At 57.6% G+C, this 17,003-nt stretch carries 13 protein-coding genes; 5 read left to right on the top strand and 8 right to left on the bottom strand.

Features of this window, described 5'->3' with window-relative positions:
• Window positions 1–48: 48 nt before the first annotated feature.
• From L9O85_RS04075 to L9O85_RS04060, 4 genes are all read right to left on the bottom strand, one after another.
• Window positions 49–2,697, bottom strand: coding sequence for a cadherin-like beta sandwich domain-containing protein (locus L9O85_RS04075; RefSeq protein ID WP_301579675.1), 2,649 nt, complete (start codon window positions 2,695–2,697; stop codon window positions 49–51).
• 103 nt (window positions 2,698–2,800) lie between these two features.
• On the bottom strand, window positions 2,801–3,661 hold the full coding sequence (gene tatC, locus L9O85_RS04070) for a twin-arginine translocase subunit TatC (RefSeq protein WP_108979491.1): 861 nt from the start codon (window positions 3,659–3,661) through the stop codon (window positions 2,801–2,803).
• 8 nt (window positions 3,662–3,669) lie between these two features.
• Window positions 3,670–3,849, bottom strand: a complete 180-nt coding sequence (gene tatA / locus L9O85_RS04065; RefSeq protein ID WP_050625160.1) for a twin-arginine translocase TatA/TatE family subunit — start codon at window positions 3,847–3,849, stop codon at window positions 3,670–3,672.
• Window positions 3,850–3,897: 48 nt separating this feature from the next.
• The gene (locus L9O85_RS04060; RefSeq protein WP_301579671.1) at window positions 3,898–4,218 is read right to left on the bottom strand and encodes a twin-arginine translocase TatA/TatE family subunit; all 321 of its coding nucleotides are present in this window, start codon (window positions 4,216–4,218) and stop codon (window positions 3,898–3,900) included.
• A 776-nt stretch (window positions 4,219–4,994) separates the two neighbouring features.
• On the opposite strand from L9O85_RS04060, the gene L9O85_RS04055 reads away from it, so the two are divergent.
• From L9O85_RS04055 to L9O85_RS04040, 4 genes are all read left to right on the top strand, one after another.
• Window positions 4,995–6,557, top strand: coding sequence for an alkaline phosphatase (locus L9O85_RS04055; protein WP_108979492.1), 1,563 nt, complete (start codon window positions 4,995–4,997; stop codon window positions 6,555–6,557).
• Between the two features lie 134 nt (window positions 6,558–6,691).
• Complete coding sequence (locus L9O85_RS04050) at window positions 6,692–7,858, top strand: YibE/F family protein (protein ID WP_050625163.1); 1,167 nt, start codon at window positions 6,692–6,694, stop codon at window positions 7,856–7,858.
• Between the two features lie 370 nt (window positions 7,859–8,228).
• On the top strand, window positions 8,229–8,735 hold the full coding sequence (locus tag L9O85_RS04045; protein WP_276758717.1) for an O-acetyl-ADP-ribose deacetylase: 507 nt from the start codon (window positions 8,229–8,231) through the stop codon (window positions 8,733–8,735).
• A gap of 213 nt (window positions 8,736–8,948) precedes the next feature.
• Complete coding sequence (locus tag L9O85_RS04040; RefSeq protein WP_301579668.1) at window positions 8,949–9,392, top strand: hypothetical protein; 444 nt, start codon at window positions 8,949–8,951, stop codon at window positions 9,390–9,392.
• 284 nt (window positions 9,393–9,676) lie between these two features.
• On the opposite strand, the gene glpK is transcribed toward L9O85_RS04040, so the two are convergent.
• Entirely contained in the window at window positions 9,677–11,179 is a 1,503-nt protein-coding gene (glpK, locus tag L9O85_RS04035; RefSeq protein WP_108979496.1) for a glycerol kinase GlpK, read from the bottom strand.
• A 235-nt stretch (window positions 11,180–11,414) separates the two neighbouring features.
• Here glpK and L9O85_RS04030 point away from each other — a divergent pair, with 235 nt between their 5' ends.
• Complete coding sequence (locus L9O85_RS04030; RefSeq protein ID WP_301579666.1) at window positions 11,415–11,657, top strand: hypothetical protein; 243 nt, start codon at window positions 11,415–11,417, stop codon at window positions 11,655–11,657.
• A gap of 194 nt (window positions 11,658–11,851) precedes the next feature.
• Here the strand turns inward: L9O85_RS04030 and L9O85_RS04025 are convergent, their stop codons facing one another.
• The 3 genes from L9O85_RS04025 to L9O85_RS04015 are packed head-to-tail and all read right to left on the bottom strand — an operon-like array spanning window position 11,852 to window position 16,861.
• Complete coding sequence (locus tag L9O85_RS04025; protein WP_108979502.1) at window positions 11,852–13,471, bottom strand: recombinase family protein; 1,620 nt, start codon at window positions 13,469–13,471, stop codon at window positions 11,852–11,854.
• A complete protein-coding gene (locus L9O85_RS04020; protein ID WP_276757920.1) occupies window positions 13,468–15,183 on the bottom strand; it encodes a recombinase family protein in 1,716 nt (571 codons plus the stop codon). The genes L9O85_RS04025 and L9O85_RS04020 overlap by 4 nt, the downstream gene beginning before the upstream one ends.
• Window positions 15,164–16,861 carry a recombinase family protein gene (locus tag L9O85_RS04015; RefSeq protein WP_301579665.1) on the bottom strand — a complete coding sequence of 566 codons (1,698 nt, stop codon included), beginning with the start codon at window positions 16,859–16,861 and terminating at the stop codon, window positions 15,164–15,166. The genes L9O85_RS04020 and L9O85_RS04015 overlap by 20 nt, the downstream gene beginning before the upstream one ends.
• Window positions 16,862–17,003 lie beyond the last annotated feature (142 nt).

Here is a 17,003-nt window from a genome sequence, read left to right as displayed (position 1 = left end):
GCATTTGCGCCAGGCCGGGACTTTTTATGCACACTTTTTTCTGTTGGTTCAGCCAACAACAAAGGTCAGGGTGTACGTCGCCTTGGTGCTCCCGTCGGGTCCGGTGACCTCGATGGTGGTCTTGCCGGAGGCGGGCACGCTCACCGGGCAGCGGCTGGAGACCGACTTCCCGTTGACCTTCAGGTCCTTGATCCGGTTGGACATGGCCACGGGCGTAAAGGTAACAGTGCTCTGAAGGGCCCCCACCTTTACCTCGTAGTCATACTCATAGGGCACGAACTTGTTGGGGATGGCGTACTTCAGACGGCCGTCCTCCAGCTTGTCGTCCACAGTGTCGAAGCCGGTCTTGTACTTGAAGTCGTGGCCCACCAGGGTGGCATCCTTGAAAGTGATATTGCTCAGGTGGGCGTTTGTCTTGTAATCCCAGTACATGTTGCTGGACACCAAGGGGTTCTCGGTCCCTCGGTTGTCCACCTCAAGACGGTAATAGGTCTTGCCGTCATAGAGGCCCTTGTACTGAGCGTGGATCATCTTGCCGTCCTCAGCGAAACCGGTCCAGTTCATGGTCTCGTAGGGGTTTCCATCAATGGCCAGAATGGCACCGTCACCGCGGCGGTCATCAGAAACACCGTCAGGGCCGTAGTCCACCAGCTTCTGGAGGCACTGCTCCCAGATAGTCAGGTAGTCGCCACCCATTCCGATGCGGTTGTGGCCGGTGTACAGCTCCTTGACCTGAGCGCCGTCCTTGGTATAGATGTCCATCAGCTGCTGGTGCAGGGACAGGAGCAGGTCCTGCTTCACTCCCTTGGCGGCAAACTGGTCCGCCACCCAGTAGCGGTTGACGGCGTAGATGTCAGAGGAGAAGAGCAGACCGTTGGCCCGGTCATAAATCAGGATGGATGCATCCTCATGGCCGGGGAGATGGACTACCTCGAACTTACAGTTGCCCAAATCGAAGACATAGCCCTCATCAATCAGATGCACCTTGTCCCCAGTGTAGGTACCAGTCTTCTCTGAGTCGATCACCGCATTGGCACTGGTGTACTTCTTGTTGTACACCTGGATGCTCCAATCCCCGCCGGCGGGGCCAACACGGTCACACATGTAGACATCCACGCCGGCGTCGTAGGCATAGGGCATCGCGCCGGAGTGATCGCCGTGGTTGTGACCCAGCACGAAGACGAAGGGCTTGGTCGCCACTTCCTTCACCCGATCGATCAGAGAAATACTGGTGTTGGTGGGCATAAGGCCGTCGAAGAGGATGCCCATCTTGCTGCCCTCGATGTAGTAGGCCGCTGCCTGGAAGTTGTCGAAGTAGCGGTAGACCGCGGGGAAGTTCTCCCCGGCGTCATGCAGCTTGTCAAAGGCAAAGTCGTGCCACGCGGGGCGCTCGATCCGCCACATGAACTTGGTGACAGGGCTGTCCTCCATGCCGGGCTTGGTGGCATAGCACTCCACGTCCACGATAAGCCAAGTCGCGTCGTAAGGCAGGTCCTTGTTGTTGTTCAGGCCAAAGCAGGGGTCGGTGGAGTAGCCGGGGATATAGTCATACCAGTCGCTCCAGCCGGTGCCCACGTACACGCCCACGCCGCGGTCCTGGACAAACAGGCCGTTCAGCTCGGGGTGGGAGTACTTGTCCACCTTACAGCGCCAATGGACCACGGCATCCTGGGTGGAGGTAAACCACTCGGGACGGACACGGACGAACTTCCGGTTGCTCACCGGCATGGCCCACACGGGGCAGACTACACGGCGGTCGATATTGTCGATGATGATGCGTGCCTCGGTGTCGGTGATGCCATCGGTGGGATTCAGGGTGGTGTTGCTGCGGCCCCGCATAAAGTTGCGGCCCACCAAGATATTCAGAGCGTCATAGCAGTTCTTGTCGATCTTGTTGGTGTCATCGAACTTGGAGATGTAATCGGCACCCAGCTTGGACATCTTGAAAGCGCTGACCAGGATCACAGCCGCGTCCTCCCGGGTCATCTCGGACATGGGATAGAAGCAGTCCTCGGGGGAGGTGGCGGTGAGCACGCCCATATCCAGGGCGGACTCGATGGCTTTCACATAGTCATTGTCGCCAGTGACATCATAGAAGTTGCGCACCCGCTCCGTGGTCATGACCTCGCCCTTGTCATTGATGTCCGTGCCGTCGTCCATCACGGCGTTGTAGTGGGGCCAGCCGAAATATTTGGCCAGGCGGATCATAAAGTCGCCCCGGGTCATGGGGTGATCCACCTCGATGGCGTGGGCTCCGGCGGTCTGGCCGGTGTGCAGGGTCACGGCATAGGTGGTGCTCCCCAATGTCCAGGAGATCTCCACATCGTAGCCGCCCACGCCGTCCCGCATGATGGTGGTTCCGTCCGGGTCCACAGAGACCAGGTGCTTATTGGTGGTGCGCCAGGTGCCCTCGCTCTGCACCTTGCCGTCCTTCACCGCCACCAGCTTGATGGGCTGGACAAACTCCAGAGTATAGGTCTTGCTCTTCATGTTCTCAGCCACGCCATCGATATAGATGCCGTCGCCCTGCTTGCCGACCTGCTGCTTGGTGGTGGTGTCCGCCGCGGAAGCCGCGGTGATGATCCCGCCGGGCAGAATGGTGGCAATCCCCAGGCCCGCAGCCCCGATGGCCAGACCCTTTACAAAGTCTCGGCGGGTAATGCCGCTGCTCTGCACGTTCTCCTTTTTACCACTCACTTTGTATTCCTCCTCATTTCTCAATTTGCAATATCACTCCGGGCGGGGCGCGTCCCCTCAATGCTTCACGCTCTGTCTCCGCCGTCCCGGTGGTTGCACACGCTCAATCTAGATCTTCCTCCTGCTCTGCCAGCTTGCGGCGGAACAGGATCTTGCACAGGATGATGCTGGCGTAGAACAGGATCATCAGCGGGATGGCCACCAGGACCTGGGATGTCACGTCAGGCGGCGTGATGACGGCGGCCACGATCAGGATGATCAGCACTACATATTTAAAGTTCTTCTGCAGCGTCTTGGGCTTGACCAGCCCCACGCCGGTGAGGGCCACCAGCACAATGGGGGTCTCGAAGATCACGCCGAAGATCAGCATGGTGGAAATGACATAGCTGACATACTCCTGCACTGACACCATGGCAGTCACAGTCCCGGAGGTATTCAGCCGTGCAAAAAAGCCCAGCAGGATGGGCAGCACGATGGTGAAGGCGAACAGGGCCCCCAGGCAGAACAGCAGCAGCCCCACCGTGATGATCAGGTTGAAGCCCATCTGTTCCGCCCGCTTCAGCCCCGGCTGGAGGAAGCGCCAGATGTGATAGATGATAACAGGGATGATGATCACCACGCCCCCCACCAGGGAGATCCGCACGTAGGTCATCATCAGCTCAGCCGGTGCGATGTACACAAAGGAGAAGTTCTCTCCCCGGGAGAGCAGCAGGTTGGTGAACCACTCCGCCTGGCTCAGGCAGAGTGCCACCCCCACCAGAAAGCAGACCGCGCAGATGGTCAGCCGGCGGCGCAGCTCATTCAGGTGGGCCAGCAGGGACATCCTGCCCCCCTGGGGCACGTCATCCTCCAGCTCGTCCGTCTCCTCTCCGTATTCCTCCCGTTCCTTCCGATCCGTTTCAGCGCCCGGACCGTCCTTCGCTCTGGTTTTCTTCTTGTCCTGCTCTAATGTGGCGCGGCTCATGGATGGGCTCAGGACTCTTTGCTGTCGTGCTTCTCTTCAGCCTTCTCCGCGGCGGCGCTGCTCCGCTTAAAGTTTCCAATGGTCTGCCCAATGGCCTTGCCCAGCTTCGGCAGCTTGGTGGGCCCGAAGATCAGCAGAGCCACCGCCAGGATCAGCAGTATCTCCACAGTACCAAATTTTCCAAACATTACAATCCGCTCTCCTTTATTCTTGACAATTTCTGCCGCCGGAACTGCTCAGCCCTCCTTGGCCTGCTCCGGCTGCTCCACTTCTTCGGCAGGCTCCGCCTGCTCTGCTTCTTCGGCGGGCTCCTCTACAGGCTCCGCCTCCTGCTCAATCTCCGTCTGCTTCTGAGACTTCTCCTCCTGCTTCTTTCCGGACTTTTTCTCCTCTTCCTCTTCCTCCAGCAGTTCATCCCAGTTGTTGCTGTCTGCATAGTGACGCAGCGTTCCCACCGCCTTACCCGCCATCTTGCCCAGCGCGGGCAGCTTCGACGGGCCGAAGATGATCAGCGCCACCACGAGCACGACGATCAGCTCTCCTGTTCCGATATGCATCGTTCAACTTCCTCCCTTTCATCCCGCTCAGCCCATTGTCAGAGCGGCTGATGCGCTTTTAATGCCTAAACCGTCCGACATGGCCATTTTTGAGCTGTTTCACAAAAAACACCCTAGCCGGACAGCGCTCCCTTTATGCATGAGATTCATTTTTGTGAAAGCCTGTCCCATGTGTTCTTGTCAGTTTCAGACAACTTCGTGTCCTCTGAGGCTCTATTTTATCATTCATTCTGCCTGAAGTTAAATCTATTTTTTGCATCTACCCGTTTTACAATTTCATAATATCTAATTTATTCATTATTTATGTTTATTTTTTCATTGTTTTAAAAGGATTTCTGGTAGAGTCATCCAATTTTTCGTTAACAATTTTGTAATAAATATCCGAATCGCTTTTCACTTTCCGCTGGATTGAAAAATATTTTCTCTCCCCCCTCCACCTGTGCCAGCCTTCTGATGGATCTCCCCTCTTTACTCAGCACAAAATTGGCAGTCCTGTACAAAATTCAATTTCAAAATTTGTACATTATAGTCATGCCTATATGACATTCTCCTGTGTCCCTTCATTGTCTGAATCTGAATCAAAACGCCGTGTTCCTCTATTCCGTTCCTTGCCGCTCCGCTCGCTCTCTCTGTGCGGGCATGGGCTGCTGAGCCGATAATATTCTTTAACGCAGATTTCACACTTCAGCTGTTTTGGACTTAACGCAGAGCCGCTAGAATAGCCTTGACCCAGCGGTCACAAACTGTCCAAGAGAAATTGGGAGGAACAAACAAACATGAAAAAAATCGCAACCGCACTTCTGTCCTGTGCCCTGGCCGCCGCCACGCTGGCCGGCTGCGCCGCCAACGCCGCCCAGGTCCCGCAGGAGTCTCAGGAACCGCATACCGCCGCTCTGACTGCCACTGCGGCCGCGTCCGTCAAGTCCCCTAAATACGTCTTCCTGTTCATCGGGGACGGCATGAGCTACCCCCAGATCCAGTCCACCTCCGACTACCTGGGTGCCCTGAAGGATGCTGACTACTGGCAGGCCCAGCCCAGTCTGGATGACAACCAGGGCGCCATCCTCGACGGCCCCGAGTACCTCAACTTTATGAACTTTGAGGCTGCCGGCTCCGCCGTCACCTATGACTCCAACTCCTTCGCCCCCGACTCCGCTTCCACCGCCACCTCCATCTCCACCGGCCACAAGACCTACTCTGGCTCTATCAATGTGGATGAGACCGGCACCATCGAGTATGAGACCATTGCCGAGCAGCTGAAAGCCCAGAAGGGCTGGGAGATCGGCGTCATCACCTCCGTCAACCTGAACCACGCCACCCCTGCCGCCTTCTATGCCCATCAGGCCAGCCGCAGCAGCTACTATGAGATCGGCCTGGAGCTGGTCGAGTCTGGCTTCGACTACTTTGCCGGCGGCGGACTGCTCAAGCCCACCGGCAGCAGCGGAGACCAGACCGACCTGTATGAGTTGGCCCAGGAGGCCGGCTACACCGTGGCCAAGACCCACGCCGAGGCCGACGCCATCGGCACCAATACAGAGAAAGCCATCATCATCGACGAGGACCTGGCCGACTCCGACGCCATGGCCTATGAGCTGGACCGCACCGACGACATGTGGGCTCTGGCTGACTATGTAGCCAAGGGCATCGAAGTGCTGGACAACGACACCGGCTTCTTTATGATGTGCGAGGGCGGCAAGATCGACTGGGCCTGCCACGCCAACGACGCCGCCTCCTCCATCCACGATACCCAGGCCCTGGCCGATGCGGTACAGGTGGCCATCGACTTCGCCAAGGAGCATGCTGACGAGACCCTCATCCTGGTCACCGGCGACCATGAGACCGGCGGCCTGACCATCGGCTTCGCCGGAACCGACTACGACACTTATCTGGATCTGCTGGAGAACCAAAAGATCTCCTTCGCCAAGTACGACAGCGACTATGTGGCCTCCTATAAGGCCAACAAGACCCCCTTTGAGACCGTGCTGGCCGACATTGAGAAGCTCTTTGGCCTGAAGGCCCAGGGCGAGGAGGGCGACAAGCTGGTCCTCACCGCCTATGAGATGGAGCAGCTGCGGGCCGCCTATGAAAAGAGCATCAACGGTACCGCCTCCAGTCAGTACGACCAAGCGGAGTATGTGCTCTACGGCACCTACGAGCCCCTCTCTGTCACCATCACCCACATCATCAACAACAAGTCCGGCATCTCCTTCACCTCTTACAGCCACACCGGTCTGCCCGTGGCAGTCCTGGCCGAGGGCGCAGGCAGCGAGATGTTCAACGGCTACTATGACAACACCGACATCTACAACAAGCTGGCCGACCTGCTGAACATCGCCTGAGCCGGTCCAGGCAGCCCCTCCAGCGCCCCTTCCGGGCCCGCCTCCGGCATATTTGCCGGGGGCGGGCCGCCCCTGTGTTCTGGAATGAGACATTTTCCTGTCCCCCGAAATCATGCGAAAAGGAGTTTTCATCTATGCTCGACCGCCTCAGATCCCATTCTTTTTCCTACCAAGCTCCTGTGCTGGTATGCCTGCTGGCCATCCTGCTCCTTCTGGTCCTGCCCACTGGCTTTGAGGGCGCCCTGATCTACCAGGAGGCGGAGCGCTGCACCGCCCGGGTGCTGGAGACAGACAACTCCGCCATCATCGACACCGGCCTGGTCCGCTCTGGTGAGCAGCGCTGCCAGCTTGAGATCCTGGACGGCAGATTTCAGGGAAGGACGGTCACCGGGATCAACATGCTCAACGGCTCTCTGGAGCAGGACAAGCTCTTCTCTCCCGGGGACAGGGCCCAGGTGGTGGTGAGCCACGACGGGGACACCATCACCAATGTCACCATGAGTGACCACTACCGCCTGGGCTGGGAGGCCCTGATGGCCGCCGGCTTTGCCCTCTTCCTCATCCTGTTCGCTGGGCGCACCGGGGTGCGTGCCATCGCCTCCTTCGTACTGACGGTGCTCTGCCTGTGGAAGCTCCTGGTCCCCCTCTACCTCAAGGGCTGGAACCCCATCTGGGTCGGGCTGGCCATCACCCTCTTTCTCACCATTTTGATCATCGCTCTGGTGTACGGCTTTGACCGGCGGTGCTGGGCGGCGGTATCCGGCTCCTTTCTTGGCATCCTGGTCACCTGTGTGCTGGGCATCCTCTTTACCGACCTGTTCCAGATCCACGGGGCAGTGATGTCCTACTCCGAGAGCCTGCTCTACTCCGGCTACGCCCACCTGAGCCTGACCCAGATCTTTATGGCCTCCATCTTCATCGGGGCCTCCGGAGCGGTGATGGACCTGAGCGTGGACATTACCTCCGCCGTCCACGAGGTGGTGGAGAAGCGTCCCGACCTGAGCTGGCAGGAGGCCGCCCGCTCCGGCCTCAACGTGGGCCGGGCCGCCATGGGCACCATGACCACCACCCTGCTCTTCGCCTACTCCGGCGGCTACATCGCCCTGCTCATGGTCTTCATGGCCCAGGGCACCCCGGTTGACCACATCCTGAACTACAAGTATGTGGCGGCGGAGATCATCCACACCGTCATCGGCTCCTTCGGTCTGGTCACCGTGGCCCCCTTCACCGCCCTGTGCGCCGGACTTTTCCTGGCCCGGCGCGGCGGCCATCCTCAGCCCCAGGAGGAGGCAGATGGATGATCTGCCGGAGCCCCCTGCTCTCCATGGGAGTGCCCTTCTGAAATGCCTACCGATGCTGCCGGGCTTCTGAGTCCCTCCTCTGCGGCCTGAAGATGCTGGTTTCTGCGGTACTTGCACCGGGGCATCCTGCGGGCCCCTGTGCTGTGAAGTGGTGACACAGCCGCTCCGGGCATCTCCAGCTTTGATCACTTTTGTGACGTTCAGAACGTGACCTGCTCTGAGTGGCATGCGGTGTGCGCCGTCGGGAGTCAATGCCCGCGCCCTGATGGTGCCGCTGAGACCTACATAATACGCGCCTCTTCCTTGTGCTCCGGGGCCGGGCGTGGTACACTAGAAGCATCCCAAAATTCAGAAAACAGGAGGGCTTTCCATGGAACTGCGCGCTGTCACAGGGGACATCACCAAATTGCAGGTGGACGCCATCGTCAATGCCGCCAATACCTCCCTGCTGGGAGGCGGCGGGGTGGACGGGGCCATTCACCGGGCGGCCGGGCCGGAGCTGCTGGCCGAGTGCCGCACTCTGCACGGCTGTCCCACCGGCCAGGCCAAGGCTACTGGAGGCTACCGCCTGCCCGCCCGATACGTCATCCACACAGTGGGCCCCGTGTGGCACGGAGGCGGGCATGGGGAGGCAGAACTGCTGGCGGACTGCTATCGAAACTCCATGGCTCTGGCCCTGGAGCTGGGCTGCCGCACCGCGGCCTTCCCTGCCATCAGCACCGGGGTGTACCGCTATCCGCCGGATCAGGCCGCCCGGATCGCGGTGGACACTGTCCGCCGCTTCCTGGAGGAGCATCCGGAAGGGCCCCAGGTCACCTTTGTCTGTTTTGACGCCAGGACCGAGGACCTCTATCAGGCCCAGCTGGCCGAGCTCTGAATCGTTTGGGAGGACCGAAGGGGCCTCCCAAATATTTTTTCATCCTGTTGTTTTGTCGGCGCACGACGAAACACGACGAATAGCGCCGCCGTTTCAGGGCATCATAAGCCCGGGGCCAAGACCTCCATACAGGTTTTACATACTTTTTTCCTCCCTGCGGTGGCGGCACCAGGCGGAGTGTGATAGGCTGAAAAAAACAAACGGGGGGCGTTGATGACGAGGCGAAAATCGGAACTTCCCCGCGCGGTGCTGCTGTGCGTGGGTCTGCTGCTGGGGGCAGCCCTGCTGGGCATGGGACAGAGCCGTGCCGGAGAGACTCCCTACTGCCGCATGGAGCTGCCCCCGGGCTATGCCTTGGTCCAGCCGGAGGACGGCGGCCCTGTCTCGCTCACCAAGGACGGCGCAGTCACTGGCGGGCTGCGGCTTCTAGGGGGCGGCGGGGATCGGGCGCTGGAGCACGACATTCTGTGGTCCTCCTACCGCTACGGGACCGGAGCATACAGCCGCTCCGGAGTGGTGTGTCAGGAAGGGGAGCGGCTGGTCCGCTACTTTGTGGACTGCGGCGACTCCGGGATCTGTGAGCTGTGGCTGGACCGGAGGCGGGTGCTCCCTGTGGAGGAGAAGCAGCTCCTGGACCGGTTCACAGGCATGGCATAAGAGTCGAAAGGCGTCCATCCGCAGTGTGCGGATGGACGCCACAGACTGTCGAAAAAGCGGCAGAGCCGCTTTTTCGAGAAAGTAAGCACGCAAGATAGGCCTTGATTCCTCTCGGAAAAGTCGTCCTATCTTGCGTAAGAGGTGTCATTTCCGAGGTACACGCCCCCGGAAATGACGTGCTCCAATTTGATTCCGGTGCCTGCGGGCGCCGGAACTCCTTGCAGGAGGGCTTTTTGACAAGCTGAGGCGTCCATCCGCAGTGTGCGGATGGACGCCACCTTTTATCATGTCTCCGGCTCTGCCCAATTCAGGCTGCGGCCCACGGCTTTGTGCCATCCAGCCAGCAGAGACCGGCGGACGGGCTCCTCCATCTGGGGCTGATACAGTCTGTCCAGGGTCCACTGGGCGCGAATCTCATCCAGACTGTCCCACACCCCCACCGCAAGGCCCGCCAGATAGGCAGCCCCCAGAGCGGTGGTCTCCCGGATCATGGGGCGGCGGACCGGCTTGTCCAGGATATCCGCCTGGAACTGCATCAAAAACCGGTCCCGGCTGGCCCCGCCGTCCACTCGGAGTTCGGCCAGGGGCAGGCCGGTGTCCTGCTCCATGGCCCGGACCAGATCCCAGCTCTGGTAGGCGATGGACTCCTGGGCCGCTCGGATAATGTGTTCCCGGGTCGTGCCCCGGGTGAGCCCCACCAGGCAGCCCCTGGCATACATATCCCAATAGGGGGCCCCCAGGCCGGTGAAGGCCGGGACCAGATAGACCCCGCCGGTATCCGGCACCTTCTGGGCGTAGTACTCCGCATCCCGGGACTCGCTGAAAAACCGCAGCTCGTCCCGTACCCACTGGATCACCGCTCCGCCCACGAAGACAGAGCCCTCCAGTGCATACTGCACCGAACCGTTGAGGCCCACAGCGATGGTGGTGAGCAGACCGTTCCTGCTCCGGCACAGCTCCCGCCCAGTGTTCATCAGGAGGAAGCAGCCAGTCCCATAGGTGTTTTTGGCCTCCCCTGGAGAGAAGCAGGCCTGCCCGAACAGGGCCGCCTGCTGGTCACCGGCGATGCCGGCGATAGGGACCTCCATTCCCTGGAGGTTCACAGTGCCATACACCGCGCTGGAGTCCCTCACCTGAGGCAGCATCTCCATGGGGATGTCCAGCGTCCGGCAGATGTGCTCATCCCAGCACAGGCGCTGGATGTCGAAGAGCATGGTACGGCTGGCGTTGGTATAGTCGGTGACGTGGACCCGGCCGCCGGTGAGCTTCCAGATGAGCCAGGAGTCCACCGTTCCAAAGAGCAGCTCCCCCCGACGGGCCCGCTCCCTTGCCCCCTCCACGTGGTCCAGGACCCACTTCAGTTTGGTGGCGGAAAAATAGGCATCCGGCAGCAGGCCGGTGTGTTCCCGGATGTAGGAGGTGAGCTCGTCATCCGCCTTCAGCTCCTCGCACAGGGCCGCGGTGCGGCGGCACTGCCAGACGATGGCGTTGTACACCGGCCTGCCTGTCTCCCGGTCCCAAACGATGGTGGTCTCCCGCTGGTTGGTGATCCCGATAGCCGCCACCTGGGCGGGGTCCACCCCGCTCTGGGCCAGCACCTCGGTGAGGACACTGTATTGGCTGGAATAGATCTCCATGGGATCATGCTCCACCCAGCCGGGCTTTGGGTAGTGCTGTCCAAATTCCCGCTGGGCCAGGCCGACAATATTCTGCTGCCGGTCAAACAGGATGCATCGGCTGCTGGTGGTGCCTTGATCCAGGGCGAGAACATAGGGGCGGTCAGACATAACAACACGGCCTTTCCTGGTGAATGGTGGTGGTTTGCCTCCATTATGTCAGAAATGTTCTGGATTGTAAAGGGGCGGCTGCGGGAAAGGACGGCCGGGCGCGGAGGCGCACCGGAAGAACGGCAGTCGCATAGAATGGGCTGTGGCAAAGCCACGCAATCTTGAATGAAGAAAAGGAGACCCAAATGAACCGTTATCTTCCTTCAGACAGAAGTCTGACACGCTGGGACTCCATGTGCTCCCAGGGTACGGGCAGCCGCTGCTCGTGCTCCTGCCCGCCTTCCTGCCAGCCCGTCTGTCCCGGGCCCGGCCCCAGTCCCTGCCCGCCCATCTGCCCCGGGCCTGGGCCTGCTCCCTGCCCGCCTATCTGCCCTGGGCCTGGCCCTGCTCCCTGCCCGCCTATCTGCCCCGGGCCCATCCCGCCCGTCGGGACCGGCCCCACCGGCCCCACCGGCCCACAGGGTATCCCTGGACCTAACGGTGCCACTGGCCCTACCGGCCCTCAGGGTATTCCCGGGCCCTCACCTGTCAAGTAAGCAAAAAGCCACTTCCTCCAATACGACAAATAAATGGCAGGCTTATGATAAATATTATCACAAGTCTGCCATTTATGATTTCAAATTGTCGCGATCGTGTTTTAAGATACTCCAACAAGGGGCTTATCTGATAGGATCACACCGCCTTCCTGTCCGTTTGATCTTTCAAGAGATCCAAGCATTTTTTATAATCATCTAAATATTTCCATTGTATTTCAATTTGGTCCGCCCTGTAGATCCGAATGGAGCGGATCAGGGCATCTACGATCTCCTGGGTCAAAGACTCGACCTGCTCGCAGGGGCGGAACAGCCAAACAAAGCCATTCTCTGTGGCATTTCCCTGCAGCTCCCTCATCTGTTTAGTAAGCTGTCTGTTCTGTGCCTCCAGCTCTTGGATCTGTCTGCTTAAGTGGTCACGTCTTGTCTTATACTGTTCAGTCGAGATCACCCCATCGTTCAGCTGCTCAAACAGCTCTATTCGGGACCGATTTGATGCTTTGATCCGCTTTTCTAAGGCTCTGATCTGCTGTTCCAGTATGGATACACGTGTACCGCGATTTTTCTTTGCCTGCTGAATCAGCTGGCCCGTATCCACAACGATCCTGGCCTGCTGCCGGATCGCAAGCAGGACCGCGTCTATCAGGTCCTGCTCCATCAGTCTGCCTTCCATGCAGTTGGGAGAATCGCGGAATTTCCTGGTATTGCAATAAAAGTATCGGACCGTGGTGTTGCTGCGGCGCATGGCCCTGCCGCATCCCGCACAGTGCAGCTTTTTATAGAACAAGTGCGGCGGTGCTGTCATTTTTCTCTTTTCCAAATGGTCGATACACCGCCGCGCCTCCTGAAACTCGTTTTCGGAGACAATGGCCTCAAAACAGTCGGGAACGATGATCCAGTCCTCCCTTTTTGTTTTCCGGCGCTGCTTGCTGCCGACCCGAAGATTGGGGCGCATACCGCTGATGGCCTTGCCGGTGTATCGTTCCTCATAGAGAATGGACAGCACCACAAAATTGTTCCAAAAACCATCCTCCAGGGCCGCTATCTTTTTGCCCGGATACTTCTGCCTCATGTAGATCAGGGGAGAGGGCACATCTTCCAGATTAAGCGTTCTGGCAATTTCCGTGGTGCAAAAGCCCGCCAGGGTCATATCGAAAATACGCCGGACCACTTTGGCCGCTGGCGGGTCGATCACCAGTCTATGCTTATCTTCACTGCTTTTCACATAGCCGTAGGGAGCAACGCTGCAAAAGTAATCGCCACGCCGCAGGCGGGCATATCGGCTGCTCTTTACCTTTCGGGAAATATCCCGGCTGTAAAGATCGTGAACCAGAGCTTTGCAGGCAATGTCCAGGCCCCCGGTTGAGCCAATGTATTCGTTGCTGTCATAGCCGTCGTTGACAGATATAAAACGGACCCCAAGAAAGGGAAACACCTGTTCCAGATAGCTCCCGACCTCTTTGTAATTCCGGCCAAAACGGGAGAGATCTTTGACAAGAATGGCCGCGACTTTCCGCTGCCGTACCAGCTCCAACACGCGTTTGATGCCTGGACGGTCAAAGTTGGTCCCACTGTGTCCATCATCCACCACTTCCATGACCTTGTAGGCTGTAAATTCCGGATGCTGCTTCAGATAGCAGCCGATCAAATCCCGCTGATTGGAAATGCTCTCCGATTCCCCTGTGTTTTCATCCTCCAAAGACACTCGAAGATAGGAGATCAAAAGGCCGCTTTCCGGGGGAGCAAACAGTTCATTCATCCCGCCACCTTCTCTCTGCTATGAGCTCTCTCCGTCAAATGATCAGTAAGCAGATGGTATCCATCCTGAAATTTCAGCGTGATCCTCACCCGTTTTTCCTCAAATATATCGATCCGCTGCACAAGACCGGCCAGCATTTTTTGAGAAAGCTCCATACCCCTCTCATCGTTCAGGAAGTCTTTCAGCCATCTGTTATTGAGAGTCAGGTGTTCGGCCATGCAGCGTTTCTGACTCAGGAGGGCGTCGATCTGCTGCTGGAATGCCGCCTCCGTCTTTGTGTATTCTTCCTTGGCAGAGAGATACTGGCTCTTGCTTAAGACGCCTTCTATGTAGTTCTCATAGATGCCGCGTTTTAGGGTGCTGCTGCGGGCCAGCTTTTGTCGAAGGGTCCGGATCTCGGCATCCATATCCGCGATTTGGTCTTTGGTTTCCCCCGTATCCCACACCTCCGTTGCTATCCTTTTCAAGTCGGCGGCAATGCGGATCTGAGCCTGGATCGTAGAAAGGGCCGCCTCCCGCAGCTCTTTCTCCGAAACCATATTTCTGGCACACAGACTTTTGGATCGCTTGGTAAAGGTCTGGCAGGTATAGTAATAGACACGGCGTTCTCCTTTCTTGTGTCTGCCGGAGCGATAATAAAGGCGCTCCATAGGACGGCCGCAGCCACCGCAGTACACCACGCCACGCAGAAGATTTTGATGGAAAGTCAGTCCCTTATTTTTCTCGGCCCGCTTTTTAAACAAGTCCGTCCGGTCCTTCAGAAGATTTTGGACCGCATCAAAGGTCTCCCTGCTCACGATCGCTTCATGGGTGTCCTCTACGATATCCCAATCGCTTTCCGGCCTTGGCCCAGGGCGGCTGAAATAGGAGCTGCTCCGTTTCCCTTGTACCATATCTCCAGCATAGACACGGTTCCGGACCAGTCTTTTGATCGCGGTCCGGTTCCAAGGACCGCAGTTCTCATATCGCTCATGCTTTAGAAGGCCCTGCTCATAGCGGTATTGTCCTGGCGATGGGATCCCCTGCTGGTTCAGATGATACACGATCTGGCAGTCGCTCCAGCCATCCAGGAGCCATTGGAAAATATTCCGAATGACCTCTGCTGCAGGAGGGTCCACCACAAGCTGGTGCTTATCCTGGGGGGATTTGTTATACCCATAAGGCGCCAGGGCACCCACAAATTTCCCCGCACTTCGCAGCGTTTTCAGGCCGCTGTTGACCTTTTGGGAAATATCACGGGCATACAGCTCATTGATCAAGTTCGTTGCGGGAATGGCGATTCCTTCCTTATCAGGCTTCGGATCACTGGAATCATAGTGATCGTTGATAGAGATAAAGCGGACTCCCAAAAAGGGAAAGATCTGTTCCAGATAGTGCCCAGCCTCCCGGAAGTCCCTGGCAAAGCGGGAGAGGTCCTTGACGATGATGCAGTTGATCTTCCCGGAACGCACATCCTCCATCATCCTTTGAAAATCCGGCCGGTCAAACTTGGTTCCGGTCTCTCCGTTATCGGTGTAGACCTCCACAAGACGGATATCAGGATGTGTTTTTAAAAAGTCCAGAATAATGTTTTCCTGGTTTTCCAGAGAGTGGCGGTCCCGGTGGCGGTCATCTTCCACAGAAAGGCGGCGATAAGCGCCGCCCAGATAGGTTTTAGGGGCCTGAGCAAGGTCTGTCTGCTGATGTATCTGTTTACGGCTGGTCCTCGCCATCCTTATCCCCCTTCCTGTAATCAGCCGCAGGCTGGCCGTCGGCGGCTGACATGATCCGCTCAGCCAGACAGCGGCATTCGTTTTCTTGGTAGAATTGGATGTGGATGCGCTGATCTTTGTAGACCTTGATCTGCTTTATCAGCATGACAACCACTTTTCTGGTGAGTTTCGTCAGGTTTCGATGTTCCCTGAAGTCTTCGATCCACCGAAAGGTTCCACTGGTTCCCGCTGTTGCCGCCTTGATTTCCCTTTGAAGCGCGCCAGCCGCCCGCTCTGCCTCGTCGCAACGATGGGCATAGACTGCTTTGAACTCTAAAAATTCATTCTGGGTCAAAATGCCTTCTGAAAGCCGTTCATAAAGGGAGCGAAAAAGCCTCTTGTACCGCTCTGCTTCCTCCTGCTTTTGGGCGAGCTGGGCCTGGAGCCTGATGATCTCCCGCTGCTGTAAGGGAAGTGCATCCACATAGCGAACCAAGCTTTCCAGGTCGATCACACTGCGGATGCGCGCCTGAATGGAGACCAGCACACTTTCCTTCAGATACTCCTCCCGGATATTGTGGTTCTCACACTTTTTTCCACATTTGGCCGAGGAACAGACATAGTAGATGTACTCTTTTCCCTTTCTCTGAACCGGATGCCGGATCATCGGCTGACCACAGTCCGCGCAGACCAGGAGCCCGGAAAATAGATAGACCTGCTTACTGTGGGGGGCGGAACGGGTATCCAGGGAAAGGCAGTATTGGACGCGGGCAAAGATCATTGGAGATATGATCGGCTCATGGGCGTTTGCAATACGACTCCACTTTTCCGGAGGCTGGTAAATACGGGTCTTGACCTTGTAATTGGGCGTCGTTTCTCTGCCTTGAACCATTGTCCCCATATAGAGTTCGTTTTTCAGGATGCGGAGCACCGCCACAGCGGTCCATTTCGCCATTTTGTTAAGCTTGAAGCTGGTTTTGAAGTTCAACCCAATGGATTTCTTATACTCCATGGGAGACAGTACGCCCTTGCTGTTGAGCTGGTCCGCGATAGCCTGGGCGCTCATACCATCCAGCTTCCAGCTGAAAATCTGTCGAACAGTTTCGGCGGCTCCTTCGTCAATGATGAGCTGGTTTTTATTCTCCGGGTCCTTACAGTAGCCATAGGCAGCAAAGGGACCGACAAAATCGCCATTTCTGCGCTTTACAGCCTTGCTGCTGCGGACCTTGATGGAGATATCCTTGGCATAGGTGTCGTTCACCAGATTTTTGAAGGGCAGCACCACATCGTCTGCGGCGGAGCGTTCCGCCATGCTGTCGTAATTGTCATTGACAGCAATGAAGCGGACCCCCATAAAGGGAAAAATTTCTTCCAGGTATTTACCGGTTTCGATATAGTCCCGTCCGAACCGGGAGAGGTCCTTGACTACCACACAATTTGCTGCGCCGGAGCGCACATCGTCCATGACTGCATGAAAGCCCGGACGGTCAAAGGTCACACCGGAAATACCGTCATCTTTGCGGATCTCGTGCAGCCGGAGCTCCGGCCTCCCATGGACAAAATCGGTCAGCATAGTGATCTGGTTGCTAATGGTTTCGCTCTGTTCCTTGTCGCCGTCCTCGCGGGATGCGCGCACATAGATATCTACATCCCAGATCTGTCCATGTGATGCAGTTGATGATGCAAAAAAAGCACTCATAAAGGTTTCCTCCCAATGGACCATCCAATTCGCAGAAACCTTTATGAGTGCTGTATTTTCTGATCCGCTCCAGACACATTATAACACCGCCTCGCGGTGTCCAGCTTAAATTTCAGGTTTCGGCAACAGACAGATCCAAAAA

Source organism: Lawsonibacter asaccharolyticus, assembly GCF_022453915.1.
Taxonomy (GTDB): Bacteria; Bacillota; Clostridia; order Oscillospirales; family Oscillospiraceae; genus Lawsonibacter; species Lawsonibacter asaccharolyticus.
The sequence above is the reverse complement of the archived record's forward strand: the minus strand, read 5'-3'. Positions and strand labels throughout refer to the sequence as shown.